At 43.6% G+C, this 25,274-nt stretch carries 21 protein-coding genes; 12 read left to right on the forward strand and 9 right to left on the reverse strand.

Annotated features, from left to right (window positions below):
• Window positions 1-15: 15 nt before the first annotated feature.
• Window positions 16-366 carry a hypothetical protein gene (locus R7E42_RS06425; RefSeq protein WP_318072461.1) on the reverse strand — a complete coding sequence of 117 codons (351 nt, stop codon included), beginning with the start codon at window positions 364-366 and terminating at the stop codon, window positions 16-18.
• A 447-nt stretch (window positions 367-813) separates the two neighbouring features.
• On the opposite strand from R7E42_RS06425, the gene R7E42_RS06430 reads away from it, so the two are divergent.
• The 8 genes from R7E42_RS06430 to R7E42_RS06465 all read left to right on the forward strand — a co-directional run bounded on the left by R7E42_RS06430 (window position 814) and on the right by R7E42_RS06465 (window position 5,531).
• A complete protein-coding gene (locus R7E42_RS06430) occupies window positions 814-1,272 on the forward strand; it encodes a hypothetical protein (protein ID WP_048626724.1) in 459 nt (152 codons plus the stop codon).
• A 16-nt stretch (window positions 1,273-1,288) separates the two neighbouring features.
• Window positions 1,289-1,822: a PadR family transcriptional regulator gene (locus tag R7E42_RS06435; protein WP_318072462.1), complete on the forward strand. Its 534-nt coding sequence runs from the start codon at window positions 1,289-1,291 to the stop codon at window positions 1,820-1,822.
• Window positions 1,819-1,959 (forward strand): hypothetical protein, encoded by a 141-nt coding sequence (locus tag R7E42_RS06440; RefSeq protein ID WP_318072463.1) that lies wholly within the window; start codon window positions 1,819-1,821, stop codon window positions 1,957-1,959. Before R7E42_RS06435 ends, R7E42_RS06440 begins: the two co-directional genes overlap by 4 nt.
• Window positions 1,960-2,152: 193 nt before the next feature.
• The gene (locus tag R7E42_RS06445; RefSeq protein WP_318072464.1) at window positions 2,153-2,818 is read left to right on the forward strand and encodes a Ref family recombination enhancement nuclease; all 666 of its coding nucleotides are present in this window, start codon (window positions 2,153-2,155) and stop codon (window positions 2,816-2,818) included.
• Between the two features lie 97 nt (window positions 2,819-2,915).
• Window positions 2,916-3,548, forward strand: coding sequence for a hypothetical protein (locus tag R7E42_RS06450; protein WP_318072465.1), 633 nt, complete (start codon window positions 2,916-2,918; stop codon window positions 3,546-3,548).
• Window positions 3,541-3,864, forward strand: coding sequence for a hypothetical protein (locus R7E42_RS06455; protein ID WP_024703879.1), 324 nt, complete (start codon window positions 3,541-3,543; stop codon window positions 3,862-3,864). The genes R7E42_RS06450 and R7E42_RS06455 overlap by 8 nt, the downstream gene beginning before the upstream one ends.
• A gap of 3 nt (window positions 3,865-3,867) precedes the next feature.
• Window positions 3,868-5,019, forward strand: coding sequence for a hypothetical protein (locus tag R7E42_RS06460; protein WP_318072466.1), 1,152 nt, complete (start codon window positions 3,868-3,870; stop codon window positions 5,017-5,019).
• On the forward strand, window positions 5,016-5,531 hold the full coding sequence (locus tag R7E42_RS06465) for a hypothetical protein (RefSeq protein ID WP_318072467.1): 516 nt from the start codon (window positions 5,016-5,018) through the stop codon (window positions 5,529-5,531). Before R7E42_RS06460 ends, R7E42_RS06465 begins: the two co-directional genes overlap by 4 nt.
• A gap of 158 nt (window positions 5,532-5,689) precedes the next feature.
• Here R7E42_RS06465 and R7E42_RS06470 read toward each other — a convergent pair whose 3' ends face one another.
• Window positions 5,690-5,980, reverse strand: a complete 291-nt coding sequence (locus R7E42_RS06470) for a hypothetical protein (protein WP_318072468.1) — start codon at window positions 5,978-5,980, stop codon at window positions 5,690-5,692.
• 345 nt (window positions 5,981-6,325) lie between these two features.
• Between R7E42_RS06470 and R7E42_RS06475 the strand changes: the two genes are divergently transcribed.
• Window positions 6,326-6,676 carry a hypothetical protein gene (locus R7E42_RS06475; protein WP_318072469.1) on the forward strand — a complete coding sequence of 117 codons (351 nt, stop codon included), beginning with the start codon at window positions 6,326-6,328 and terminating at the stop codon, window positions 6,674-6,676.
• A 638-nt stretch (window positions 6,677-7,314) separates the two neighbouring features.
• Here R7E42_RS06475 and R7E42_RS06480 read toward each other — a convergent pair.
• Window positions 7,315-7,680, reverse strand: a complete 366-nt coding sequence (locus tag R7E42_RS06480; RefSeq protein ID WP_318072470.1) for a hypothetical protein — start codon at window positions 7,678-7,680, stop codon at window positions 7,315-7,317.
• 541 nt (window positions 7,681-8,221) lie between these two features.
• Here R7E42_RS06480 and R7E42_RS06485 point away from each other — a divergent pair.
• Window positions 8,222-8,950, forward strand: a complete 729-nt coding sequence (locus R7E42_RS06485) for a hypothetical protein (protein ID WP_318072471.1) — start codon at window positions 8,222-8,224, stop codon at window positions 8,948-8,950.
• Between the two features lie 389 nt (window positions 8,951-9,339).
• Here the strand turns inward: R7E42_RS06485 and galK are convergent, their stop codons facing one another.
• The 5 genes from galK to R7E42_RS06510 form a co-directional block, all read right to left on the reverse strand.
• The gene (gene galK, locus R7E42_RS06490; protein WP_318072472.1) at window positions 9,340-10,500 is read right to left on the reverse strand and encodes a galactokinase; all 1,161 of its coding nucleotides are present in this window, start codon (window positions 10,498-10,500) and stop codon (window positions 9,340-9,342) included.
• A gap of 112 nt (window positions 10,501-10,612) precedes the next feature.
• A complete protein-coding gene (locus R7E42_RS06495; protein ID WP_318072473.1) occupies window positions 10,613-11,665 on the reverse strand; it encodes a UDP-glucose--hexose-1-phosphate uridylyltransferase in 1,053 nt (350 codons plus the stop codon).
• Window positions 11,666-11,748: 83 nt separating this feature from the next.
• Window positions 11,749-12,759, reverse strand: a complete 1,011-nt coding sequence (gene galE, locus R7E42_RS06500; protein ID WP_318072474.1) for a UDP-glucose 4-epimerase GalE — start codon at window positions 12,757-12,759, stop codon at window positions 11,749-11,751.
• A gap of 129 nt (window positions 12,760-12,888) precedes the next feature.
• Window positions 12,889-14,610: a solute:sodium symporter family transporter gene (locus R7E42_RS06505; protein ID WP_318072475.1), complete on the reverse strand. Its 1,722-nt coding sequence runs from the start codon at window positions 14,608-14,610 to the stop codon at window positions 12,889-12,891.
• Between the two features lie 130 nt (window positions 14,611-14,740).
• A complete protein-coding gene (locus R7E42_RS06510) occupies window positions 14,741-16,843 on the reverse strand; it encodes an alpha-galactosidase (protein ID WP_318072476.1) in 2,103 nt (700 codons plus the stop codon).
• Between the two features lie 231 nt (window positions 16,844-17,074).
• Here R7E42_RS06510 and R7E42_RS06515 point away from each other — a divergent pair, with 231 nt between their 5' ends.
• Window positions 17,075-18,136, forward strand: a complete 1,062-nt coding sequence (locus R7E42_RS06515) for a LacI family DNA-binding transcriptional regulator (protein WP_318072477.1) — start codon at window positions 17,075-17,077, stop codon at window positions 18,134-18,136.
• A 372-nt stretch (window positions 18,137-18,508) separates the two neighbouring features.
• Window positions 18,509-21,661: an Eco57I restriction-modification methylase domain-containing protein gene (locus tag R7E42_RS06520; protein WP_318072478.1), complete on the forward strand. Its 3,153-nt coding sequence runs from the start codon at window positions 18,509-18,511 to the stop codon at window positions 21,659-21,661.
• A 379-nt stretch (window positions 21,662-22,040) separates the two neighbouring features.
• On the opposite strand, the gene R7E42_RS06530 is transcribed toward R7E42_RS06520, so the two are convergent.
• Window positions 22,041-25,268 (reverse strand): type I restriction endonuclease subunit R, encoded by a 3,228-nt coding sequence (locus R7E42_RS06530; RefSeq protein ID WP_318072479.1) that lies wholly within the window; start codon window positions 25,266-25,268, stop codon window positions 22,041-22,043.
• Window positions 25,269-25,274 lie beyond the last annotated feature (6 nt).

The raw sequence follows: 25,274 nt of genomic DNA on the forward strand, positions 1-25,274 counted from the left end.
AAATGATCTGCGTTCTTAGGTGAGCTCATCCAAAATCAATGACTGGATGGTGACATCCCAATCAATGCCCTTTTTTTCAATCAAGTAAACCGCATCAGCTAGATAGGTTAAAAATTGATATTGAGAATCAATCTCCGTGTAGCTTTCTTTGGCTTTGTAAGTAATCTCATCAAAATAAGCAGAGAGTGAATCCCAAAACTTAACACTGATACTTGCTGTCGTTTTCATCTCATAAAGATGGCCAACACGTAGTTTGCTGTCAGTGAAAAGTCGTTTTAGCTGGTGGGCGTATGTACCTCTCTGCATTAGCACCATATCAGGGTTAATTAGTGGGTTAGCGCTGCAAAATCCGTGAATTAGATTCATTTCTTAAACGGCTCCGACTGTTTGTTTGTGGCGTAATCTAATCCCATTTTTGGATTATGGTAACAACTTTTTATTCCGAACACACAACTTAATATCAATATATATTTTTTTGATATTAAGGGGCAAATTAGCTATTGCATATCTTAATTTTGATGTGATAGTCTCACTCCGCATTCCGAACACGCTCAATAATTTGTAGAAAATGACCATAAAAACGTTCAATACCAGCAAAGGCACTATTGCCCTGTCTAACCACGGAGCAACAGTATCGATGGCCATTAACCGCAACGCTGGCGCGGTAGCGAACGTGTGTGAGTTGGGTGTTAGGGAGTGCAGATGAGGCGAAAGCCTTTATTGAGGGCGCAGACGAAAAAGCGATACGAAATGAAATGCCTCGCTTTTCCATGTGTGCAGATGTGGTTAAACAACTAGACAAGGCACTGGCCAATGGCAATTCCAAAAAACCAGTTGAGCCTACTCATAGAGCTTATGGAAGCTCTACCGCTAGATGGAACGGTCTACGAAATGCCACTACAAGTAGAGTTTATCCCGCACGATGAAATCTACATCGGCTATTTCGATACGACCGTCATTGATCGCATGCAGGGGCTAGGAATTATCACGTTACTTGGGGTGCATGATGATGAGCGACAAGCTATCAAACTCAATGAGCGTGACGATTTTCTAGCAAGCTGGTCGGCGGGAGTGAGTGAGGCTCGCAACGGCTCAGATCTGCATTATGCAGACTACAACAACAACCAATATGCGTTTACTGCCGGATACGAGCACTGGCACAACCGCAACAAAAAGGCGTTAAAGGGAAGACTTACGCATTACTCAACAAGTAGAGAGTATCTATGTCATGGATTTATTGACGAGGATACGGGTGAAATTTGGCATCAATAACAAAAGGTAACTAACTATGACTTTGGGTAATCTACTTCTAGCAATTCTTGAACAGAGAACGCAAACAGGCTATGACCTAACAAACCGAACAATGCCTGAATCTGGCGCATGGCAAGCTAGCCACCAGCAAGTTTACCGCGAACTCGGTCGCATGACCGAAAAGGGTTTAGTGTCACACGAAATTCAAGAGCAAGACGGTAAACCAGACCGCAAGAATTACAGCTTAACTCAAGATGGCGAGCGTGTTCTTAACCTTTTACGCAACGAATCTACATGCGATGACCTGTCTATCATTCGTAGTCCTGCATCGGTGATGCTGGAAATCGGCAGCGAGACTTACTTCAAGTCGTACATTGAAAAACTCAATCAAGAAATCACTCAACTTAAAGAGAAGCTGAACGCGCACCAGAAAGAGAAAGGCGTGTTCTGTGACAACTTCACACTGCATGTAGAGCGCGACATTGATATGCGCAAAGCAGAGCTTAAGTTTGCCGAACGTTCACTGTCTATGATCACTTCCTCAAACATTGCTACGGAGAATGCTGCGTGAAACCTCGCAAAGCCGTTTATCTTTTAGTTGGCTCGCCAGCGCTTAAACGAGCCAAAGAGTGTTTAACTCGAAAATCAGCCTTGGGACTACGAGGGCAGGCTCATGAAGATCGTCAGTTTGGGGCAACGGATGCGTAACGATGACGGCAAGCCATGCCATCGGATTTTGATTGAGAATTACTTTTGATAGGTACAAAAAAACCGCGAATAAACGCGGTTTTTTTGCGGCTGGCCTTAGCAAACAGTTCGAATCAGCAAATTCGAGTTACCAGCCTTTTCATGTTCCACCAGCAAATGTGAAACAAGAGCAAACAAATAGTAGGTGTTTTTAATGGCTTTGACAATAGCAGAGAAACTTCAAAGACGACGAGAGAAGCAAAAACAATCAATGGAACGGGCGCGCGCAAAGCAAATCGCCAAGATGAATGACCCCGAGGAACGGGAGAAGCGCTTCAAAAAGCAATTACAGCAACAAGAGCGTCAGCGCCAGCGACAAATCGAGCGCTTAAATGATCCCGAATACCAGAAAAAGCAGCGTGACAAGCAACAACAGCGTATCGAGCGCCAAAAGGCGAAGTCTGTAGCGAAGAAGCCGACCATAAAGATCGCCAGTAAGGGATTGAAAGGTCGAACGCCTACGGCAGAGGAAAAGCGCATTATGGATGCCATTGGTCGCTTACCGTGTATTGCGTGTTGGCTGCATGGCCGAGAGAATCCGGTGATTTCCTTGCATCATGTGTTTGGTCGTGTTGGAGAACGGGCGCATGCGTATGTATTACCATTGTGTTGTTATCACCACGACACGCTACTGGAAGCGGATAAGCGCGCTCAGTATCCCGATATGATACCTATCCACGCAAAAGGGAAATACGGCGGCAAAGCGCAATGGAAGATCCACAACGGTACAGAGACAGAGCTGTTGTTTAAGGTCTATAAGCTGGCGGGGTTGCCATTTGAACTGCTCGAAAACATTTACCCACAACATTCCGAACATTAATTAATATAAACAATACTAACAGGGCTAAAAAGCCTAGTTAATGGTGTTAAACTGACCAAGACTCCCCATCTTAAAAAGCGCGCTTAGAGGTCACAACATGGCACGAACGCGCATAGCTGTACTTACTCTATCATCTGGCCAGCCACGACTTATGCTTGCTGGTGTAGATGATGGTCAACTCCATATCATCGAATGCCAACAATTAGAGCGCTCATTGATGAGCCTTAAGCTGACTTTGCCCGAGAAGTTAGAAAAGCTCAAAAAAGGCGGTTTTATTGTGCTGGTGGACGAGGTTACGCCCTACTTTTCGAAGTATGGGCGCGCCGTTCGCCTGTCCGAACTGGACGCAAAAGGCAGACCGATCATTGTGTCGGCAATGGAAGCCTATAACTATCTCACATCCCTAAACGCTATCACCTACCCGCCTAGCGCTGGTGGCCGCTTCGCATTGTCGCCATCCATCGTGGAAGAAGTGCGGGGAACCGATGGTAAGCCAACGTACAACATCGACTGGTCAGAACTGCGCCCTGACACCTACGCGCTCATGTTTGTGGTCTATGCAGCCACACAAGACAGTATTGGCGACACGGTAACGCTTCAGAGCTTGTTTGACCTGTTACGCAAACCTAAGAAAGAGCCAGAAATAGCCTCGCGCGCAATGGGATTGTTCAAGGCTAAAACAGAGCTAATCGCAGATGGTAAGTATCGTATGGGAGGCCGCTATGAGTAAGTTATCCCGCCTCTCAGCAGAGAACATCGAGGACGATATTCTACGGGCGCATTTCTTTGCCATCGTCATGGAATACGTCAACCGTTCGGGCAATACCGATCTCTTTGAGTACACCATTCGACTTGATGAGGTTTATCGTGCGGATCTCGTCTCTTACAGAGCTTACGCCACTGTTGAGCTTGATTGGTTGGTTAGTCTGGTCTGTGACGTAGACGACCCAATGAATCCGCTACCTGTTGGCGAAACCATCAAGCTTCCACCAGCATCTTGGGTGCGTCGTTCCATGCGTCAATTCATGGACGAAATGGGACTGTAACTTATGCCGAAGAAGTTTGAAGCGGAGAAACGGGATAACGGCTCATTTGCCAGCCTTGGCCTCAATGAGAGACAGTTCAACCAGCTATTCAACAAGATTGAACGGGCGCAAAAGAAAAACCGCCGCAATGCCAAGCGAACGCTGACCGCCTCTACGCTGGCCAAGCCAACTAATAAGGCATTAAAAGCGCTAGGCGAAAAGGCTAAAGGGCAACGGTTTACCAAAGAAGACCTGATCAAGTTCGACAAGGCTCGCCAGCGACACAAAGAGGTCTATGACAGTAAGACAGCGGGTATCACCTACGCCTTTTTGGTGAAGAACTCGCGTCAAATCGACGTAGACCGTGCAAACAACCGTGTCGATGACGGTACAGGCATTCACAAGGCCACGTTGATCGGTATTAAGAACAATATCGCGCTTATTCGTGTCCGAGCATCAAGCGTGTCTCGACATGAAGAACACCGAGTAAAGGTGCGTTTTGAGCAGTGGGATGAGCTACTACACGAACCGCCTAATGGGGATTACAACCAAGCGGTGCAACTGGCGTGTGCTGGCCGTATTTCCTTTGATTGCGACTGTGGCCGTCACCAGTATTGGTATCGATACTTGGCCACTATGGGTAACTACTGCATAGCGCCGCCTAAAGAGTTTGCTTTCCCGAAAATCCGAAACCCTGAATTGTCCGGCGTGGCATGTAAACACGTTCTCAAGGCGACAACCATGCTGCAATCGCTGGCATGGCAACGCATCTTGGCCAACCAAATGAAACAGCAAGCGCGCCGTGTTGGTTTTGGCTCAGATAACAAAACGTACTTGCTCAACGAGAACGAGAAGAAAGCTGCCGCACGTAACCGTAAAACGGTGGTGGATAAGGCCGCCGCTACGCGCGAACACGCGAAGTATCTACGCGCTCAGAAAGCAGTGGAAAAACAGATCGCCAAACAGAAACGGGAAAGCGAAACCATCAAGCGCCAAGCGCGCAAACTACGTAAGGAGTTCAATGAGAAGAAAGGTTATATCGATATGATTAAGGTCGGCTTCCAGAACGTCCATGACGGCTACAAGCTGCAAGGGAAAACTAAGAGTGAAGCACTGACCGATTTCGCAAAATTGATGAACGTAACACCAAGCAGATTAGAGAGAATCATCAAGTGAGTGACGTAGTTAAACCTGTAGTAAGAAAGGTTCGATACCAAGGCCATGAGCCCTTTAATCGTGTTTTAAGGGAAGATTGGATTAAGGCTATCAAACTATCACCTGATCACTTTGAAGCGTCCCTGTATCGCCCTATTGAGCCAGAATCGGCACCAACGGATGATAATTACCAAAGCGAGTCAGTATTAGAGCTAGAAACCAACCAAGACACGCTCACTTATAGCGATCCAGAGCTGGTGGCTTTGTTGGATTGTCCAGATGAGCAAGAGAACTTTTTCATGATGGATGATGGCGACGAAAACCTTGGCGAGTCCTTAGAGCCGCTAATGCTGCGTATTGCTTCGCACCATGTTCCTATCGGTAGTGTACTGGAATGGGATGAAGAAACCGCCGAGGGATTACGAACCGTGTGGTGGTACGTACATAAGGCCGTTGGCTATGGTACGGCGAACGTGGGCGTGATTTATATCTGCATACCAATGCGTGATTTTAACCAGGCACTATATAAATAGAAACTCCATGCAATTAATGCAATATCGCTTAACACAATAAGCCTAAATGTGAAATAAATCCGATGGGAAATATCTCGTCAGTTATCTTACGAGAACATAGTGCCGGTGATGAACTGAAAATGTCAAGCAACGAGATTGGCTGTCAGCACTATAAAAGCCTATTTGACGACAGCTTTCTTAATGCTCCTTTGACCTAGTTTATATAGGCCATTACGTGTTTTATCCAAAGTCTGAGCTCTCACTGCATAGCCATGCTCTAAAACCAATCGCTTCACTTCATACTCACAATCAATTTCTTCACTCACCTCTTTGGTATTTCCTTTTTCCCCACCTTCAGATACTCGGAAAGCTACCTTTCCAGTATCTCGGTTCTTAATACGGTATGGATAAAGTTCATCACCGCTTTCATGAACAAGATAAAATAGCTCGGAAAATAATTCTGAACTCATAAATACACCTATTTTAGAATTCTTCACTATATTTTAATTGACGCATTAGGATTATTAAATACAATCTTAAATCATTCAATAAATAACTAACACAAAATGAGATACATACTGTACATTATCCTTGCAATAACAACATATTTCTTATGTAACTGGCTTTACCTAAGCATTGTCAATGACCAAAAATTAATCTACACCCTTTCAATTCTAGCCCTGATGCCGCCTGTGTTGTTTTCGTTTCGTAAAGTATCCCAAATCACCCACTTAAAAAACAAAACCGTAAAGGATAGCTACGTTTCGTTATTTGACAAAACGAATAAAAAAAAGAGGACCAGACTCAATAGATGCATGAAGTTCTATGACATTTTAACCACAAGGTTAGTGATTTTCTTTAGCACTAAAATCCTCAATAATTATGATATTGAAAATTCAAAAATAGAACCTTCCTTAGTCTATGCAAAAGCATATAACTGTATTAGTGTTATGAACTGGGTGTCCAGTACTTTAGCAATTCTATTTTTGATGTTTTTGAATTTTAAGTTTGAAATAGTTGGAAGCTCAGATTTAGCCAATTTTTGGGCTCAAGAGAAGTTAGAAGCTTTCCTTGGAGGTCTATTAGGCGTTGTAATTTACTTATTCTTTCTTGTCGCTATGCTAGCCCGTTACAACCCTCTTGCAGACATTCGTGACTCTTTTTAAACTTTGTAGTTAAACACTCGTAAAATTGTTATCAAAAAGTCATGTAACAAAGGGGGAGTTATTTTTTACCCCCTTTTAACGCAAACTATGCAAGTCTCAATAGACTTGGTTTAAAGTGTGCTAATACTTCAGATGATAATTAGCGGTAATCTAAAGTCATTGTGCATATTTAGGTTTGACTGGGTGGACCACGTTAACCAAGAGACGATTAGTTATGCTCAACTTTAATCTCTATGTTTTTTCGTCATAACCTGAACTGGTGCTCCAGAAGTAGATTAGAGCAGCTCAATCACTTAAAGCTGTACCATAAAATATGAGGGCCCCTACTATACCGTTCACTCTACAAAGGTGTGATAGAATCGACGCTAGTTGTGACCTGAGGAAGTAGGAAAGCGCCAAATTTAAGCACGACAGTTATAACTAGAAAGGAGGTCTAGGGTGAGCAGCCAGATCCTGAACTTCCATAGGTAGTTCAGGTGCCACCTGTAAAGCCATTTTGTTCTTTTACCCCTTTATGAACTGTTTAACTAAATTCCGTAGATAAACATCATCGGACAGTACTGTTGCCCCCCCATAATGATTCAATGGAGACCACACCGTGATAACTGACTAGATGCGGTCTCCCCTTTTAATATCCGTTACCTTTTATTACCAACATGCTTTCCTAATCTTTTATACTTTGCAGGTTCACAATTGTTGAATTCGTAATAAATTGCGCAAACCTCATTGGAGTCATTAGGCACATATACCCCTCTTATCTGGGGTGCTGTAACGAGATTGCTCGTACTAGGAGTGTAATATTCCCCTTCATCATCCATACCCGTTTGGATATAAACACCTGCTTTCAGTACGTGAGTGTTGAACAAGTTGGAGATGGTCACTGGCTCTAGAAGCTCTATCTGCTTTGCGTTTTTGTTGGAAATATTGTGCTGCGCTCTATCTTGACTAGTTGTTGCACAACCGACAAGACCTACAGTCGCAGCGAACGCTACTAATACTTTCATTTTCAACTCTACTTACTTAGCTAGAATTTGGTGCAGTGATCTGATCATAATTCCTCGATATTAGCAATACTCATACTATGGTTCATTAGGTAATCACTAATGAGCACGACAGAAAGGAAGAAAACGTTAGCAGAACAACGCACCGCCCTGTAGTAAGTTGGCAAAGGAAATAAACAGGTTCATATGGTGCATTCCTATTCGGCCCCCACCCCAAGTGAATACAGTTAGCCGTTCGTTTATCCTCAGTAAAATTAACTCCACTGCTTCTGTGGGATACCGCAACCACTTGTAGTCGTATAGGACCTTTTCCCTTGGTTAAATGGCATTAAAAACTATGCCTTATGTTAAAGCAGATGAGCAACACCAACTAAAAGCCGCTATTGGTTCTGCATGTGAAAACAGCAAATTGTTTAAATATTTATCACAATGTGGCATCCAACTCGCTGACCAATCATCGAACAGATACACCTTAACCTATTCTTTTTATTGGCTAATAATTTACAATACTCTATTTGCAACTTGTTATTCCTATAGGTTCTAAATGAAAAAATTAGCTTTGTTTGCTTCCCTGTCCTTGACTGGTTGTATTAGCCCGGAGCAAGCGATCGAGAGAATTATCAATTCCGAAGATTCTACATTTTTGAGTGATGTATGTTTCGATATTGGTAGTGGATTTAATAGTCACGCATTACAAGATGACTATTTCGATGCGTTGAAAGTGAACGACCCAATAAACTGTGTTCACGAGGGCGTTAAACGAAAGAACCTGACTGAAAAGGATGCCCTTTATCATACAAGAGATGTACTTCAACATGCTTCGAAAAAAGACTTTTTAGCAAAAGGGGACATCCAAAATGTAAGAGTTGAGTTAGAAGCAGTCACAAAAAAAATACAAGAGCGAGAGAGGATTGCTGCGAAAGAAGAACAACGTAGGAAAGAACAAAGTAAACAAGAAAAGCTTAGAAAGGCTCAGCGTCTTAGAGAAATAGCTAAAGAGATGCTCGGTGATTATGCTGATAACGAACAAGGAGCATACATAATGCACTTATCTATCTGCTTAGACGCATCTTTTGCACAAAATTCGAAAATATACAAAAGGTTCTATGAAAATTGGGAACAAGTAACACGACTAATGGATAAAGATACTGCACTTCACTTTGAGTTCAAAGGAAGAGACTATAGAAAACAGCAGATGAGTGACGTCGAGGTAGATCGAGATGACATAAGACTTATACATTGGTACTCATTCGACTGCGAGACGTTTTTATAATTTTCTGGGTCATAAGGTATACCCACTCTACGATGATAAAATACAGGTCGAACACTACCCATTAGGGTGGATTATTCTTTATGAATACTAAAAGCTTGAGGATATCCAACAGCTAGATGGGTATACCTATTCTCACATATAGCTTACCGACCCTTATAGTCTAAGTCGTGCACGATGTGCCTATCCTAAAGCCCTAGTGAGCTCAGAAAAAAGGCCTCAAGGAGCACCACTTGAGGCCTTTTAGAAATGTAAGGTTAAGAAACAATAGAGTAGAAAGAAAAACGACTAATTAAAAGTCAACTACGCCAAGTTTCCGTTACTTGACTCGTCCCCTTCTCTGCTATGTCAGCACTGAGCAAGCATACAAATAAGATGAGCAGCTCTGTAGCTTATTTTCCTTTAAGGATTCCAGCTCCATCGGTTGCTCTACAGACGTATATATCTTCCTTAAGGCCAGTTGCGGACTCGTATTTATTTTTAACGGCTAGTTTTAGAATTTCAACTAAATGCATAGGAACCAGAGCAACAACACAACCACCAAAACCACCGCCAGTCATTCGCACACCACCTTGGTCACCAATCGTATCTTTCACAATTTCAACTAAAGTATCGATTTCTTTAACTGTGATTTCAAAGTCATCACGCATTGACGCATGTGACTCCGCCATAAGTTCGCCCATACGCTTTATGTCATGCGCACGAAGTGCTTGCGCTGCTTTAATGGTGCGGTCATTTTCTGTGATCACGTGGCGAGCTCGCTTCGCGACCATGTAATCTAGCTCAGACACTTTTTCGTCAAACTGCTCAATAGTAACATCACGTAACGCTGCCACACCAAACGTGCGTGCCGCTTCTTCACATTGCTTACGGCGCGTGTTGTATTCGCTGTCTACCAAGCCACGTTTTTTGTTCGAGTTGATTATTACAACCGCTATGCCCTCTGGCATCGGTACCGCTTCAGTTTCTAAACTACGGCAATCCAATAACATTGCGTGGTTTTCACGACCTTTTGCCGAAATCATTTGGTCCATGATACCGCAGTTACAGCCAACGAATTCGTTCTCTGCTTGCTGACCATTTAGGGCTATTTCTGCTTGGCTGATTTCCAGATTAAACAGTACTTTAAACGTTTGTCCTATCACCACTTCCAATGCAGCCGATGAGCTTAAACCTGCTCCTTGCGGAACATTACCACTAACTACAATATCCGCTCCAGTAAATTGGTAACCGCGAGAAAGAAGACTTTTCACCACTCCACGAATATAGTTCGCCCACATTTGGTTAGGTTGGAATACAATCTCTTGACTGATATCGAACTCATCAATTGCATTGCCATAATCCACGGATACCACACGTACTAGAGTGTCTTCACGTTTTGCCGCAGCTGCAATCGTTTGGTAATTGATTGCGCATGGCAGCACAAAGCCATCGTTGTAGTCAGTATGCTCACCAATGAGATTTACACGGCCAGGAGCTTGAATAATATGACTCGGTGCATAGCCCAGAAATTCTTCAAAAGAGCTTTCAACATTTTGGATTAAATCAGACATAGGTGGCTTTCTCTTAAGATATAAATTTGGTGTTGGGGAAGTACTTTGAGCCTCATGTTTCATCGCAAGGCGGTACTCCCCATTTTGTTCGTTATCAATGGTTCTCGAGAGTTTATGACTCTTTATAATGCACATCACTTAAGTCGCGTAAACGTTGTGCAGCCTGTTCCGCTGTTAGGTCTCGTTGACTTTCTGCGAGCATTTCATACCCCACCATGAACTTGCGAACCGTAGCACTGCGAAGTAGTGGTGGGTAGAACAGCGCATGTAATTGCCAATGGTCGATATCGGTGTCTTCTTCAAAGAATGGCGCATAGTGCCAACCCATCGAGTAAGGGAAAGAACATTGGAATAAATTGTCGTAACGACTCGTCAGCTTTTTGATAGCAACGGCAAGGTCATCACGTTGCTCATCAGTTAGCTCACTCATGCGGCGTATGTGTACTTTCGGAAGAAGCATGGTTTCGAACGGCCATGCAGCCCAGTACGGTACAACAGCAATCCAATATTCAGTTTCAACCACTGTACGCGAACCGTCTTTGAGTTCAGCTTGCACGTAATCAATCAGCAAGTTACTGCCATGCTCTTGATAGTACGTTTTTAAGTTTCGCTCTTTGCGCTCAATTTCGTTTGGTAAGAAACTATTTGCCCAGATTTGGCCGTGCGGGTGAGGTTGAGAGCACCCCATCGTTTCACCTTTATTTTCGAATGCTTGAACCCAAATGTAGTCTTTGCCTAACTCTTCGATTTGATCATTCCATGTATCAATCACGCCGCGAATTTTATCAACTGGCAATTCCGGTAAGGTTTTGCTGTGATCAGGCGAGAAACAGATGACGCGGCTCAAACCACGCACACCCTGAGATTTGAAGAGCGGATTATCTGACTTAGGTGCATCTGGTGAGTCCACCATCAATGCTGCAAAATCATTTTGGAATACGTATGTACCTTGGTAATCTGGGTTAACATCCCCTGAAATACGCGCATTAGTTGGACAAAGGAAGCACTTCTCATCGTAGCTTGGTTGTTCGTTAATATCTGGTTTCTCATCAGCCCCACTCCAAGGACGTTTAGCACGATGAGGAGAGACCAAAACCCACTGCCCGGTTAATGGGTTGTAACGACGATGGGGATGTTCTACTGGGTTGAATTCAACATTTGACATATTACTTGCTCATCTTTTTTAGTCTGTCTTCGATTTGGCACACACCAAACTCATCAATTTGTTTATAAGAAGTTTCGAGTACATTAATACCCGTCAGGATTACTCGATTGCCAATTCCACGTATCTGCCGTCATTTCAGCAATGCTGCGGGTAGCTTTCCAACCGAGCTCTCTTTGTGCTTTTGTAGTACTGGCCCAACATTCTGCAATATCTCCAGGGCGCCGAGGACAAATCTCGTAAGGGATTGGATGACCACATGCGGTTGAGAACGCTTCGACCATTTCAAGCACGCTCGAACCTTTGCCCGTGCCTAAGTTGTACACATGCAAGCCGGCTTTTTCGCCGACCGATTTCAGGGCAGCGATATGGCCTTCAGCCAAATCCATTACGTGGATGTAGTCACGCACACCAGTACCATCCGGTGTGGAATAGTCGCTACCGAATACCGACAATTTTTCGCGACGACCAACCGCGACTTGAGCGATGAACGGCATCAAGTTGTTTGGAATCCCCTGTGGATCTTCGCCCATGGTGCCCGACGGGTGTGCGCCAACGGGGTTGAAGTAACGTAACAAAGTCACACTCCAATCCTGTTCAGCTTGAAACAGGTCACTCAAACACTCTTCCACCATGTATTTACTGCGACCATAAGGGTTAGTGGTTCCACCTGTTGGTGACTCTTCCGTAATAGGCACAACTTTAGGATCACCATAAACCGTTGCAGATGAGCTAAATACAATGCTTTTTACACCCGCTTTGCGCATACTGCGCACCAACACCAATGAACCATTAACGTTATTATCGTAATACTCCAATGGTTTTAAAACGGATTCTCCAACGGCTTTTAGACCAGCAAAATGAATCACAGCTTGAATATCATGTTTGTTAAATACTGAGTCTAAAAAGGCTTCATCTCGAATGTCGCCTTGATAGAAAACGGGTTGCTGCCCTGTTAGTAGCTTTATACGATTTAATACCTCTATTTTGGAATTACATAGGTTGTCTACGATGATTGGTTCCATACCAGCTTCAATCATCTGCACACATGTGTGACTACCGATATACCCCATTCCGCCTGTGACAAGAACTGCCATAAATACTTTTCCACCTTTCAACGTAAAAATCTCTAGATCAGGTATACCCGCATCATGCGCAATATTCGGGCATACCGATCTATCTACTTGCTGTCCGTCTTTAATGATTAAATAATTAGTATGGCTTGATTACGGCATGTACATATCATTAAGCTTGGTTACCTGTTTGCTTTTCCTACGTTTCAATAAATAGTTAAAGGTCACACCAAGCATTAAGATAACACCGCAAAAACCATACACTTGCATGACCGTTGGGTCGTTTGAAACAAAACCTACATCCGAAAACATCACATACGCTCCTAACACCATATAGAGAATGACCGCGGACGCTTCAAAGCGGAAAGACCATGGAGTCACATCAATGCTTTCATTAACTGGCATCACATAATCCGTATCACGTGGCATAAAATGACCAATCGCAAACATCAGTAAAGTACAAACTACAAATAAAATCGCTAATTGATGTAAGAAGTGGATTGGGGTGTCAAAGATCAATTGCATCGCAGCATAGGAGCTCACAAATATCGTTAGTGCAACTTTGGCTGCAATAGCTGGTACACGTTTTGAAATGTAACCAACGAACACGATGGTGAAGATAGGCACACTGAAAAAGCCAGCAACCATTTGTAAATATTGGAATAAACCTTCTGGTGCATATAGGATAAACGGTGCAATACAAACAGAGATAATGGCAATGATGACTCCAAATAGGCGCCCCTTACCGACTAACTCTTCATCGGACTTATCTTTACCAAATAATGGCTTATAAACGTTCAATGCAAATAGTGTCGTAGAACTGTTTAACACACCATTAAACGTACTTAATATGGCACCAAACATAACCGCAACAAAGAAGCCAACAAGAGGCTTGGGTAACACTTCATTCACTAAGCGCGTATACATTGTGTCGGGATTACCGGCATCAGAGCCAAACATGTGGAAGGCAATAATGCCGGGAATGATAAGGAATAATGGAGAGATAACCTTAATTGCACCTGCGAGAATGACACCCTTTTGACCTTCTTTCAGGTTCTTTGCGCCAAGCGCACGCTGAATGATGGATTGGTCGGTGCCCCAATAGTACAAGTTCACCAATAATAGGCCCGTGAACAGAGTAGAAAATGGCAGTGGATCCGTTTCTTTACCTACGGATTGAAGCTTCTCTGGTGCGGCAGTGAGCAACACGTCCAAACCTTCTATAAAGTTACCGCCGCCTAATGCCATCAGGCCAAATACAGGGATCATTAGGCCACCAAGAATCAATCCTACACCATTGATAGTATCGGCAATAACGACAGCTTTTAGACCACCATAAATAGCGTAAAAGAAGCCTAACAAACCTATCGTGGCAGAGATCAGTGCGATGGAGCTAAATTCGGAAATACCCAATAAACCTTGTACATCGAAGATTTCGCCTAGTACCACTGCGCCAGCGTAAAGAGTAGTAGGAAGAATGTTGATGACGTATTGACACAAGAACAACAAAGTAACGAACTTCTTCACCGACATGTCGTAACGGCTTTCTAAGAAATCTGGAATGGTGGTGATACCTTGCTTGAGGTAACGCGGTACAAGCAACAGCGCAATGATAACCAGAGTAACGCCAGAGGCAACTTCCCACCCCATCACACTCATATTGTGAGTGTAGGCTTGAGCACTCATACCGACAAAACTGGTTGCACTCAAGTTGGTAAGAATTAGCGAGCTGGCAATCAGTCCGCCCGTCAAACTTCGTCCTCCAAGGAAGAAACCATCTTGAGACGTGTGTTTATCATTTTTAACTTTGCTGTAAGTGAACACCACAACAAAGCCCGTAAACAGCAAAAACGAAAGTAATACTGTAATAGACATTTTGTTTCCTTAACAAGTTAAGCAATTCAACTTGCTTGTTGGTTGTAGGGTGCCCCTCTAGCGAGTATAGGAGTGTTTTATCAGGAACAACGTAAGTTGAAACTGGTCGCTAGAGGAGACAGATAGAGATTTAACGTTTTTTGAGGTGAACAATAAGCGCTGATTCGGGATCGAGGATCGGAAGCGTCACCCCAATTTCTTTCAAGTTATCACCACTTAGCGTCAGGGTTTTGTCTAGCCATTTCGGACGTTGTTTCATCAATTGAAAGCTGGTCTGTGGCATTTCCACAATCTTGATTTCGTAACTGGCTTTTTCATCTGCGCAACTCACTCGAAGTGGAGATGGTAGCGCGTAATTTGGCATGGTCAGTTGGCAGACCGTAATCAGCATTTCTTTCCCGTTTTCAACACCATAGATGTTCTGGCTATGATCTGCAGGGTCAATACGGAAAGCACGCCCAGAGTGAAGCAAGTCGCGATACTGTTTGTGCAATTGAATATAATGGGCGAAGGCTTGTTTTTCTTCAGCGCTCTGTTTTACTGGATCGAGTTCAACGCCCATGTGACCACTTAACGCCGTCACTCCACGCATATTGATGGCATGACGACGATTAGTTGAATGACATTCCGCAGGGCCAATGTGCGCACCCATTACTTCAGGCGGAAAGAAATAGCTCATACCACGTTGAATAGCTTGGCGTTCGAGCGCATCATTACAATCAGAAGCCCAGAAGCGATGAGTGCGTTTAAGGATTTCAAAATCAATACGACCACCACCTGAAGAGCAAGACTCTATCTCGACTTCAGGGTGTGCCGCATAAAGTTCATCTAACAGACGATAAAGCGCTTTCGTTTGACCATGTACAGCTGGCTTACCTTGATGACCTGGCTGCACCAGCTCACGGTTCATGTCCCACTTTAGGTACCCAATGTTGTATCGAGTCAGTAAATCATTCAAACGATCAAACAGGTAGTTGAAGCAATCTTTGTTTTGCAAATCCAACACGTATTGCCAACGACCTGAAGGCTGGTGGTAGCCTTGCAGACTCAACACCCAATCGGGGTGTTGGCGATATAGGTTTGAGTCTTGGCTGACCATCTCGGGTTCAACCCAAAGACCAAATTCCATACCTTTGTTGTTTACGTGCTCAATCACTGGTTCAAGACCATTTGGGTACTTCGTTTCATCCAAATACCAGTCACCAAGCGCGGCACGTTCGCCATCACGACCAATGAACCAACCATCATCAATAATGAAGCGCTCGACCCCCATCTCAGCGGCTTCGGATGCCATCTGCATGATGTACTCAGGGTTGTGATCAAAATAGATACCTTCCCATGTGTTTAAGTGAACTGGGCGGGGTTTATTGCTTGGAAACTGGATGATATTGGCGCGAACAAACTCATGGAATCGTTGGGAAATACCGTTCAAACCCGAGTTGCTGTATGTTGCGTAAAGCCACGGGGATTGGTATGTCTCACCACTTTTTAAACGCTTTTCACCAGAGAGTAACAACTCGCCGGCTTGAACAAAGCGGCGACCATCACTACGAACATCAGCGCGCAGTTGATGATTACCACTCCAACCAAGATGAAAGCCCCATACGTGACCCAATTGCTCACCAAAGCCATTCGTGCCTGCGAATAGACCAGGGAAATTTTCATGAGAGGTTCGGCCACGGCGGTTTTCTTGCATAAAGCCACCATGTTCAAAGCGCAAACGTTGAGTCTGAAATTCATGACACCAACGTCCGTGAAATGCCATTAGTTCGTTTGCATGGTTAGGCAGCGGTAGAGTGGAAGAAAGCTTATCTAAACAATACTCGCTTGATGCGATGTTCTTTATTGAGATGCGTTTTTGCACCACGTCGCTATTGAAGTCAAGGTGCAGCTCAATGACCAACTCAAGCCCAGCGATGTCGTCTTGAAGTACAAATGTTGCACTACCATCATTTTGCTCAATGGATTTGGTTGTGAATACGGGCGCCCAATTATCACCATTTCGGTGTCCTTCAATACCAGGCGCATTAAAGTGACCACTACCAAGCTCTGGGCATAGTGATAACGGCACGTCGACATCAAGGCGAGCCTGAGAGATAGGACGCTCGGTCGAGAGGATTAAATCAGGGTCAATCTGAGCTATTTTCGCTCCCCAATGAAGGATTTCAGGAACACGATCTACTTTAATGATCATGCTGTGATTCTTAGATTTTAAGTGAACAAATTTTTGCATACCGCTTCTCTGTTTTCGCAAACATTCAATCTATAAATAATGATGCGCTTATTCAGCTCTATTGCGACAAAAAAGCCTAATTAGTGTGATTAAGATCATCTTATCAGAGTGGTTTTTGTGTGGCCGATCTTATGTTTTCGGAAACATTTATTCATGTTTTTACGACATCGTTCACGAAGACATTTAAATGAATATGGTAGTATGAATAGCAAATCTGGATAGGAGAATGCAGTGGCAGTCACGTTTAAAGATGTTGCGCGGTTAGCTGGGGTCTCAACTCAAACCGTATCCCGCGTAACCAATGGCGCAGATAACGTCGCGGAAGCAACGCGAAAACGCGTCAACGATGCGATAAAAAAGCTTGGCTATGTACCAAACAAAGGTGCACAAATGCTGAGTCGAGCTAAGTCTCGGATCATCGGTATTGTTTCCTTGGATATCTCTCTGCACGGTGTGGCTCTGATTGCCAACGGAATTCGTAACCAAGCGCATGAGATGGGCTACGGGACAGCGTTAACCGTGCTAGCAAACAACTCTATTGATGAATTTCGCGATGCGATTCGAGAGCTTATTGCACAACAAGTCGATGCTATTATTATCAACGCCCCCGTAAATCAAGACATCGCACAGTGTCTGATTGAGCAGTTCAGTCAACTAACATTGGTATTCATTGATGTTCCTGAAGGGACCCCTGTCAATCATGTTAGGTGTGATCATCATACAGGAGCGAATTTGGCGGTATTACATTTAATTGAACAAAAACGCGATTCCTTCGTGTGTATTTCAGGCCCATCTGAATCGACCGCCTCTAAAATTCGTTACGACGCGTGGCAAACACAGCTACAAAAACATGGAGCCAAAGAAATTGCTTGTTACGAAGGTGATTGGCAAGCAGCCAGTGGCCACAGAGCGATTAAAGACCTTGTTCTAAAAGGTATAGACTTTGATGCGGTATTGGTCGCCAATGATCAAATGGCACTCGGTGTTTTATGCGCTCTGTCTGAAGCTGGCATCAATGTGCCAAAGGCGGTTTCTGTCATTGGGTTTGATGGTATTCAGGACAGTCAATATTTCTCACCGCCTTTAACCACGATCAAACAGGACTTCGATAGGTTGGGCCGTAAAGCCGTTAAATTAATGCTCAACCAAATGGATAAACCAGGGGAAATAATCTCTGAGGTACTGCCTGTCAATTTAGTCATCAGACAAAGTACAAGTGAAAAAACAGATTCTTCATATAGTAAGCAAGAGGTGCTCGCTTGCCTTGAAAATATTCGTCGCCTACTGCCGTAACTAGAATTTTACGGAATGCTGTTAACAGTATTGTTTATGTTAAGCCGAGGGTTTGGCGAATGTGCTAATAGCTGAACGATCAATAAAAGTGGCAGACATGCCTTTCCGAGGTTGAATTTCAAAAGCGTTAAGAGCCAACGTTCAGGCTCTTGTAGGGCTGGCAACTGGATTCATTCTAATGAGGTAATTGAGTCATAGAGCGATCGCTTTTTCCTTGCATCGACGTCGTAGTAAAAATTTCTTACCTTATGCGGGAATTTCTCGTTATCGTACTGTAGCGACTAATAAGAATATGCATCAGGCCTAAAAACATTTGTCAAACTTGTGTTCTGTGAGATCATGACCATATCTCCCTTTAACATGGAACCAGATATGTACTCAAAACTGTATGAACAGTTAAAAGAGCGCTCAAAAAACTGCACCTTAGAAGAAGAATTACGTATAGCATGGGCCACCGCTTTCAACTCTGTTGGAATAGAGTTTCATGCAGAACGGGATAAGAATGACCTTGTTAGAAATCAGGTAATCATAGAACTCAAAAATAAAGGGAAGTTCAAGGGGAGAACCAGCTCTCCTGATTTTAAAAACGCCGTTTATGATCGACTCGACAAGTACATTAAACGAAGAGCAAAAGCTGAGGGCCTGAACCAAGAGGAATATACAGGTATTGCAACAGATGGTGAGCATGTGGTGTTCTGTTTCGTGAAAGATAACAAGATTACTCATCAGGATTTAATGCCCCTATCTGAAGTATCAGTAACGAAAGTCCTAAAAGCTCTCCAAAGCAACAAACGTAGAGCACTTACCAAGCAGAACTTGATTGAGGACTTCGGCCATACTTCCTCAGCTGGTCGACGGCTAATGACAGCCCTATCTAAAGAACTATCACTGCACTTCAATGACCAGAAAAACAATAAGATCAAAATGCTATTCAAAGAATGGCAGGCTCTGTTTGGTCAAGTTTCAGGTCTCACTGCTGAGCAGGTAAAAAAAATATCTAAACAAATTGGATTTTCAACACCAGAAATGGCTGATGAGAGCGTATCTGGCTCACTATTCATAATCCATACATACAACGCCCTAGTGATGAAATTACTAGGTGCTGAACTTGTCTCATACTTAAATCTAACTCAGTACAAAGACTTCTGCGGTAATTTAGCATCTTTGCCAGATGAAGAAATGCTAAAAACAATAGAAACAGATATCGAAAGAAGCCAGCTCTTCGAAGCTGTTGGAATTAAAGGTTTTGTTGAAGAAGCTATCTTCTCTTGGTACTTAGATGCAACTGATTACGTTGATAGAAAAGAAATTATAGCCTCTTTGAAAGAGGCTCTAGTGCAGATGTCTTTGTACCGTTTCGATGACTTAACATCTGCACGTTCTAAAGACGTCTTAAAAGGATTTTACCAAGCACTTGTTCCTGATGTTCTGAGGAAAAGCCTTGGGGAGTTTTACACTCCAGACTGGCTTGTTACTGACACTCTTCAAAGAGCAACAACAGATTCTTGGCTTAACAAGAGAGTACTAGACCCTACGTGCGGTTCTGGCTCTTTCTTACTTCAGGTTATCGGCATGAAAAGGGAGGAGGCAAAGGCTGCTGGTTTAAATGCTGAAGAAACAGTAGAGCTTATCCTTCAAACCGTTTGGGGATTTGATTTAAACCCACTTGCTGTACAGGCTGCACGAGTTAACTTTCTTATCGCTATCTCTGACCTCGTTGTCCAGTGCAAAGCAATGGAAGTTGAATTGCCGATCCTTTTGGCAGATAGCGTTTATGCTCCAGCGAAGAGCCCAAAAGGTAATGAAAAAATCGTTGAATACCGAATAGGTAGCACTACAGCTAACCTATTGATAACCATACCATCCGAGCTAGCATTTGATCGGCTCAAACTTGATTCTGTTTTCTCAATCATGGGTGAGTGCGTAGATAATGATGAAGAGTTCAATAGCGTTGAATCTATACTTGTCAGAAGGAAGACCCTATCAAAAGAACAAGCCGATGATTGGAGACAGCCATTAAAAGCGACATACAACAGGGTGTTAGACCTTCATAGAAAGAATTGGAATGGCATCTGGTTTAGAGTTATTCGAAACTTTTTCTGGTCTGCAACTGCTGGACAGTTTGATCTTATTATTGGTAACCCACCTTGGGTTCGTTGGTCAGCATTACCAATTGACTATCGCGAGAAAGTAAAATCAACTTGTGAAGATTATGAAATATTCTCAGAGACGAAGTTTCATGGTGGTAATGAGCTAGATATTTCAGGAATGATTACCTATACCGCTTCAGATAAATGGCTAAAGTTTGGTGGTAGACTCGTTTTTGTTATCACTCAAACGCACTTCCAATCTCCTTCCTCACAAGGGTTTAGGAGCTTTAAGATTCATGATAAAGCATACTTGCGTCCTATTTTTGTAGAAGACTTGAAGAGCTTGAAGCCATTCCCTGACGCTGCAAACAAAACTGTTATTGTAGGGTTTGAGAAAGAACAAGAGCAAACGTACCCTTACCCTGTTCCATACTTTGTTTGGCAAGCCAAAAAGGGCTTCAAGAAAGCTCTCAACGAACACTGGTCTGCCGATGAAGTACTTCAGGGAATAGAGCGTCATGAAATGGAAGCCAACCCCGTCGATGATTTTCGCTCACCTTGGGCTGTTATGGGGGTAGGCGAATTTGCTCAAACTCAGAACATCCGTGGTAAATCAGAGTGGATTAGCGGTAGAAAAGGTGTGACAGCTGACCTCAACGGAATCTATATGGTAGAAATACATGATGTAGACCCTAAGCGAAACCTAGTCCAAATCAAAACTAGGCCAGACGCTGGCAAAAAAGATCTTGGTCCAGCTAAGTCATTTTGGATTGAACCAGATTTGCTTTACCCAATGGTCAAAGGTGCTGCTGATTTTTCAGAATATAAGTTTGCCCCAAAGCATAGTCTCTATCACTTGGTTCCAAATACTGGCATTACCAAACAATTTCTTTTAGATGCTGAGAACCACCTAGAAAATGACCTACGCAAAACATACGAATATTTGAAGGCTTATGAGGAGTTACTTTTAGACCGCTCAACCTACAAGGCACGGTTGAGTAAATATGCCTTCTATCACATTTACAATGTAGGTGCTTACTCATTTTCCCCTTATAAAGTAATGTGGGCAGAGCAAAGCGGAACGTTCAAGGCGGCGGTTTGTTCTAGCAATGAAGTGCCTTTGATTGGAGAACGTCCGTATGTTCCTGATCATAAGGTTTACTTCGTTGATTGTGAATCAAAAGAAGTCGCACATTACATTTGTGGATTGCTGAACTGTAATTTAGTAAAAAACTACATCGAAAGCCACACAATTAGCATTCAGGTCAGTAACATATTCAAACATTTGGAATTACCGAGGTTCAACGACTTATGCAAATATTCAACTAGGCTCGCTGTACTGTCTGAACTGTTACATACTACCGAAGATACCGAAGCTTTCGAAGAAATGCTCATAGAATCGAACCGTTTGGCAATGACCATTTTGAGCCGATAATATTAGAGGCGTGGGGAGGAACACTCGTTTTCTTTACTCACAGTAAACAAGAAACCCGTCCTGATATAGGCTGACACTTTTAGTTAAAACGCTCAATGAACTTCATCGGGCGCTTTGTATTTTAGGCCGGTGTGTGGTCTCTGTTCACTATAGGGCCTCACCGAATAAGTAAATGGTTACTTATTCGGTGAGGCTTAGTTAGCAAATACTGCACCTTTAAGATGCCATTGACTCTCTCAGCTAGAGCGTTTTGATAACAGTAGTATCCAGCAGTCATTGAACATGTCACATGATATTTTCTGTATTCTGACTGAACCAAAATCCCACTAAAGTGGACATCAATGATAAATTAGCAAAAGGCAAGGTTTTCACACCTTACTTATACTGCATACCACCCATCAGCTAACACTTCAGCTTGATCGAGAACTAGCTTAATCGCCTCTTCAGCCGCATCAGGCGGATATTTCCAACGACGCAGCAAACGACGTACAAGATTACGCATCCGTGCACGCACGCTTTCTCGTTTCTGCCAGTCTACCGTAGCAGACTTACGTAGTTGGTGAGTAAGCTCAATAGCTAGTTGGCGCAGGTTATCGTCACCTAGGGTACGAACAGAAGCTTCGTTGGTGATTAATGCACGGTAAAACGCTATTTCATCAGTAGATAGGTTGAGCTTGTCCATCATTTCAGCGTCTGCCTGCATTTCTTTAGCCCATTGGATAAGCTCTTCAATGACCTGCGCGGTTTCAATGTTGCGATTATGGTATTTCTGCAAAGTCGACATAATCCGGTCGGAGTATTTCTTCTCCTGCACTACGTCATTTTTCATCCGAGCTTTGACTTCATCACGCAGAAGCTTCTCAAGCAGTTCAACGGCAAGGTTTTTCTCTTTCATGTTCTTCACGTCTTCTAAGAACTCTTCAGAGAGCAAACCAATATTGGGCTTATCTAAGCCAACGGTTTTGAAGATGTCATCGACTCCATCTGCCACAATTGCATTGTTGAGGATCTGGCGCAAAGCAGAATTGCGTAGTTCGTCGCTGCGTTTGGTATCAACTGTAGAGTGTTTTAAGAAGGCGGTTTTAATGGCACCGTAAAAGGCAATTTCGTTCTTATAACCATCAACCTCATCCAAAGTATTACACAGAGAAAAGGCTTTCATCAACGCAGCCATGACATCAAGAAAACGTCGTTTACCATCACGAACTTCTACACCTTTGCTATTGCGGTGTGAGAGACCAGAGATATGGTTCACTGCTCCCGGAAGCAATTGCAGCGGTTTGGTTTCAAAATCTGGGCGATAGTTGAAGACGTCACCATCAACGGGCGTAGCAAACATACCGCGAATCACATCGACTTTTTCCATGAAGACCGCAAACGCTTCAGCGGTGTCAACGGTTGGCTTGCCTTTACCCTGACTGTTGGTATAGGTCTTCAGTGCGTTTTTAAGTTCATTGGCAATACCAATATAGTCAACAACCAAACCTCCTGGCTTATCCTTAAACACACGATTCACACGCGCTATCGCCTGCATCAGGTTATGACCTTTCATTGGCTTGTCGATATACATGGTATGACAGCAAGGTGCATCAAAACCTGTTAACCACATATCTCGCACAATCACCAGTTGTAATTCGTCATCGGTATCTTTGTAGCGTTTCTCGAACAGCTTCTTGGTCTTCTTATCATGGATATGAGGCTGCATTTTTTCTTTATCAGCGGCGCTGCCTGTCATAACAATTTTGATCGCGCCTTTGTTTGGATCATCGCTATGCCATTCGGGTTTGATAGCCACAATGGCATCGTATAAATCCACACAAATCTCGCGACTCATGGCAACGATCATTGCCTTGCCCGGAAAGGTTTCACATCGAGTGGTAAAATGCTCGACCAAATCATGGGCAACTTGTTCGATTCGTGGCTTTGCACCAACCAGTTTCTCAAGTGCTGACCATTGTGATTTTATTTTCTCCCGACTATCCGTTTCTTCGTCTTCGCCAATTTCCTCTTCGACCTGATCGTTAAGCGCTTCGATTTCATCTTGATTAATATCGAGCTTGGCTAAGCGGGATTCGTAGTAAATCGGCACTGTCGCGCCATCATCGACCGCGTCTTGAATATCGTAGATAGAAACATAATCACCAAAGACACCGCGAGTGTCTTTATCATCCATTGATATCGGTGTACCTGTAAAACCAATAAAAGCGGCATTTGGCAGCGCGTCACGCATGTATTTGGAGTAACCATAAACATAGCGCTGATCAATCACATTGCCATGCTCGTCTTTGACATCAACAAGGCGAGCTTTATTGCCATACTGGCTGCGGTGAGCCTCATCGGAAACTACCACGATATTCGAGCGTTCAGAAAGAATAGGATGTACCATTTCCTCGTCGAGTAAGGCAAACTTTTGTACGGTTGTGAAGATGATGCCACCGGACTGACGATTAAGAAGTAAATCGCGTAATGAATCACGATCTTCAGCCTGTTGAGGGATTTGCTTCAACGTTTCCTGCGCCATCGTAAAGGTGTTAAATAGCTGGCCATCTAGGTCATTACGGTCGGTAACCACTACTAAGGTTGGGTTATTCATTTCTGGTTGTTGCAGCAATTTACTTGCGTAACAGACCATCGAAATGCTTTTCCCGCTGCCTTGGGTATGCCAAACCACGCCAGCTTTTTTGCTTCCGGGCACCACCGTATTGGCATAGTTTGCCCGTAGCTCAGTGACTTGATCAGACGTTGTGGCTGCGATAACAGTCGCTTTCACCGCAGCACGCACGGCATGGAATTGGTGATAACCTGCGATTTTTTTGATGATCTTGTCGCTATCACTTTCGAACAATACGAAGTAGCGAATGTAATCGAGCAGCAATTCTGGCTTAAAGAAGCCACGCACCATGGTCTCTAATTGGAATTCGAGTAGTGGCTTGTCGTCTTCACTCTCTATCGTCTTCCATGGCAAGAAACGCTCTTTGTTCGCGGTAAGAGAACCGACTCGCGCCGTCCAACCATCAGAAATGACCAACGCCTCGTTGAACACAAAGAGGTCGGCGATCTCTTCTTTATAAGTTTGGATTTGATTGTAAGCATTCCAAATATCGGCGTGATCATCGGCTGGATTTTTCAGCTCAATGACCGCCATTGGCAAGCCATTGATAAAGATAATCACATCTGGTCTACGATTGACTTTGGTGCCTGTGATGGTGAACTGATTGACCACTAAGAATTCGTTATTCTCGCGGTTCTCAAAATCAATTAATCGAACATGAGTATGCTTGGTCACCCACTGTTCTTGCTCCATTACCGAGTATTCAACAGGCACACCTTCGATTAAATATTGGTGAAAAGCCTTGTTATTTTTGATCAGGATTGGCGTTTGCGGCGTGGCAACGGTTTTCGCCACTTCGATTAAGGTGTCACTCGGTACAGTCGGGTTCAACGTTTCCAGTGCCGACACTAAACGTGCTTGTAGCGTGACCTGCTGATAGTTTTCACGCTCGGGTGTGTCACCATCCGGTGCGATGTCATAGCCATTTTGGTATTGGTAGCCTAGCTCTTTAAACCAATCGAGGCACTGTTGTTCTAGTTGCTCTTCAGTAATCATTAAGCC

Origin of the sequence: Vibrio sp. Vb1337, from assembly GCF_033338715.1 — a bacterium.
Lineage (GTDB): Bacteria > Pseudomonadota > Gammaproteobacteria > Enterobacterales > Vibrionaceae > Vibrio > Vibrio alginolyticus.

What these genes read in the sequence shown, in the direction of transcription:
- R7E42_RS06425 (WP_318072461.1), bottom strand. Translation starts at nt 366, where the DNA reads ATGAATCTAATTCACGGATTTTGCAGCGCTAACCCACTAATTAACCCT.
- R7E42_RS06430 (WP_048626724.1), top strand. Translation starts at nt 814, where the DNA reads ATGGCAATTCCAAAAAACCAGTTGAGCCTACTCATAGAGCTTATGGAA.
- R7E42_RS06435 (WP_318072462.1), top strand. Translation starts at nt 1,289, where the DNA reads ATGACTTTGGGTAATCTACTTCTAGCAATTCTTGAACAGAGAACGCAA.
- R7E42_RS06445 (WP_318072464.1), top strand. Translation starts at nt 2,153, where the DNA reads ATGGCTTTGACAATAGCAGAGAAACTTCAAAGACGACGAGAGAAGCAA.
- R7E42_RS06450 (WP_318072465.1), top strand. Translation starts at nt 2,916, where the DNA reads ATGGCACGAACGCGCATAGCTGTACTTACTCTATCATCTGGCCAGCCA.
- R7E42_RS06455 (WP_024703879.1), top strand. Translation starts at nt 3,541, where the DNA reads ATGAGTAAGTTATCCCGCCTCTCAGCAGAGAACATCGAGGACGATATT.
- R7E42_RS06460 (WP_318072466.1), top strand. Translation starts at nt 3,868, where the DNA reads ATGCCGAAGAAGTTTGAAGCGGAGAAACGGGATAACGGCTCATTTGCC.
- R7E42_RS06470 (WP_318072468.1), bottom strand. Translation starts at nt 5,980, where the DNA reads ATGAGTTCAGAATTATTTTCCGAGCTATTTTATCTTGTTCATGAAAGC.
- R7E42_RS06475 (WP_318072469.1), top strand. Translation starts at nt 6,326, where the DNA reads ATGAAGTTCTATGACATTTTAACCACAAGGTTAGTGATTTTCTTTAGC.
- R7E42_RS06480 (WP_318072470.1), bottom strand. Translation starts at nt 7,680, where the DNA reads ATGAAAGTATTAGTAGCGTTCGCTGCGACTGTAGGTCTTGTCGGTTGT.
- R7E42_RS06485 (WP_318072471.1), top strand. Translation starts at nt 8,222, where the DNA reads ATGAAAAAATTAGCTTTGTTTGCTTCCCTGTCCTTGACTGGTTGTATT.
- galK (WP_318072472.1), bottom strand. Translation starts at nt 10,500, where the DNA reads ATGTCTGATTTAATCCAAAATGTTGAAAGCTCTTTTGAAGAATTTCTG.
- R7E42_RS06495 (WP_318072473.1), bottom strand. Translation starts at nt 11,665, where the DNA reads ATGTCAAATGTTGAATTCAACCCAGTAGAACATCCCCATCGTCGTTAC.
- galE (WP_318072474.1), bottom strand. Translation starts at nt 12,759, where the DNA reads ATGGCAGTTCTTGTCACAGGCGGAATGGGGTATATCGGTAGTCACACA.
- R7E42_RS06505 (WP_318072475.1), bottom strand. Translation starts at nt 14,610, where the DNA reads ATGTCTATTACAGTATTACTTTCGTTTTTGCTGTTTACGGGCTTTGTT.
- R7E42_RS06510 (WP_318072476.1), bottom strand. Translation starts at nt 16,843, where the DNA reads ATGCAAAAATTTGTTCACTTAAAATCTAAGAATCACAGCATGATCATT.
- R7E42_RS06520 (WP_318072478.1), top strand. Translation starts at nt 18,509, where the DNA reads ATGTACTCAAAACTGTATGAACAGTTAAAAGAGCGCTCAAAAAACTGC.
- R7E42_RS06530 (WP_318072479.1), bottom strand. Translation starts at nt 25,268, where the DNA reads ATGATTACTGAAGAGCAACTAGAACAACAGTGCCTCGATTGGTTTAAA.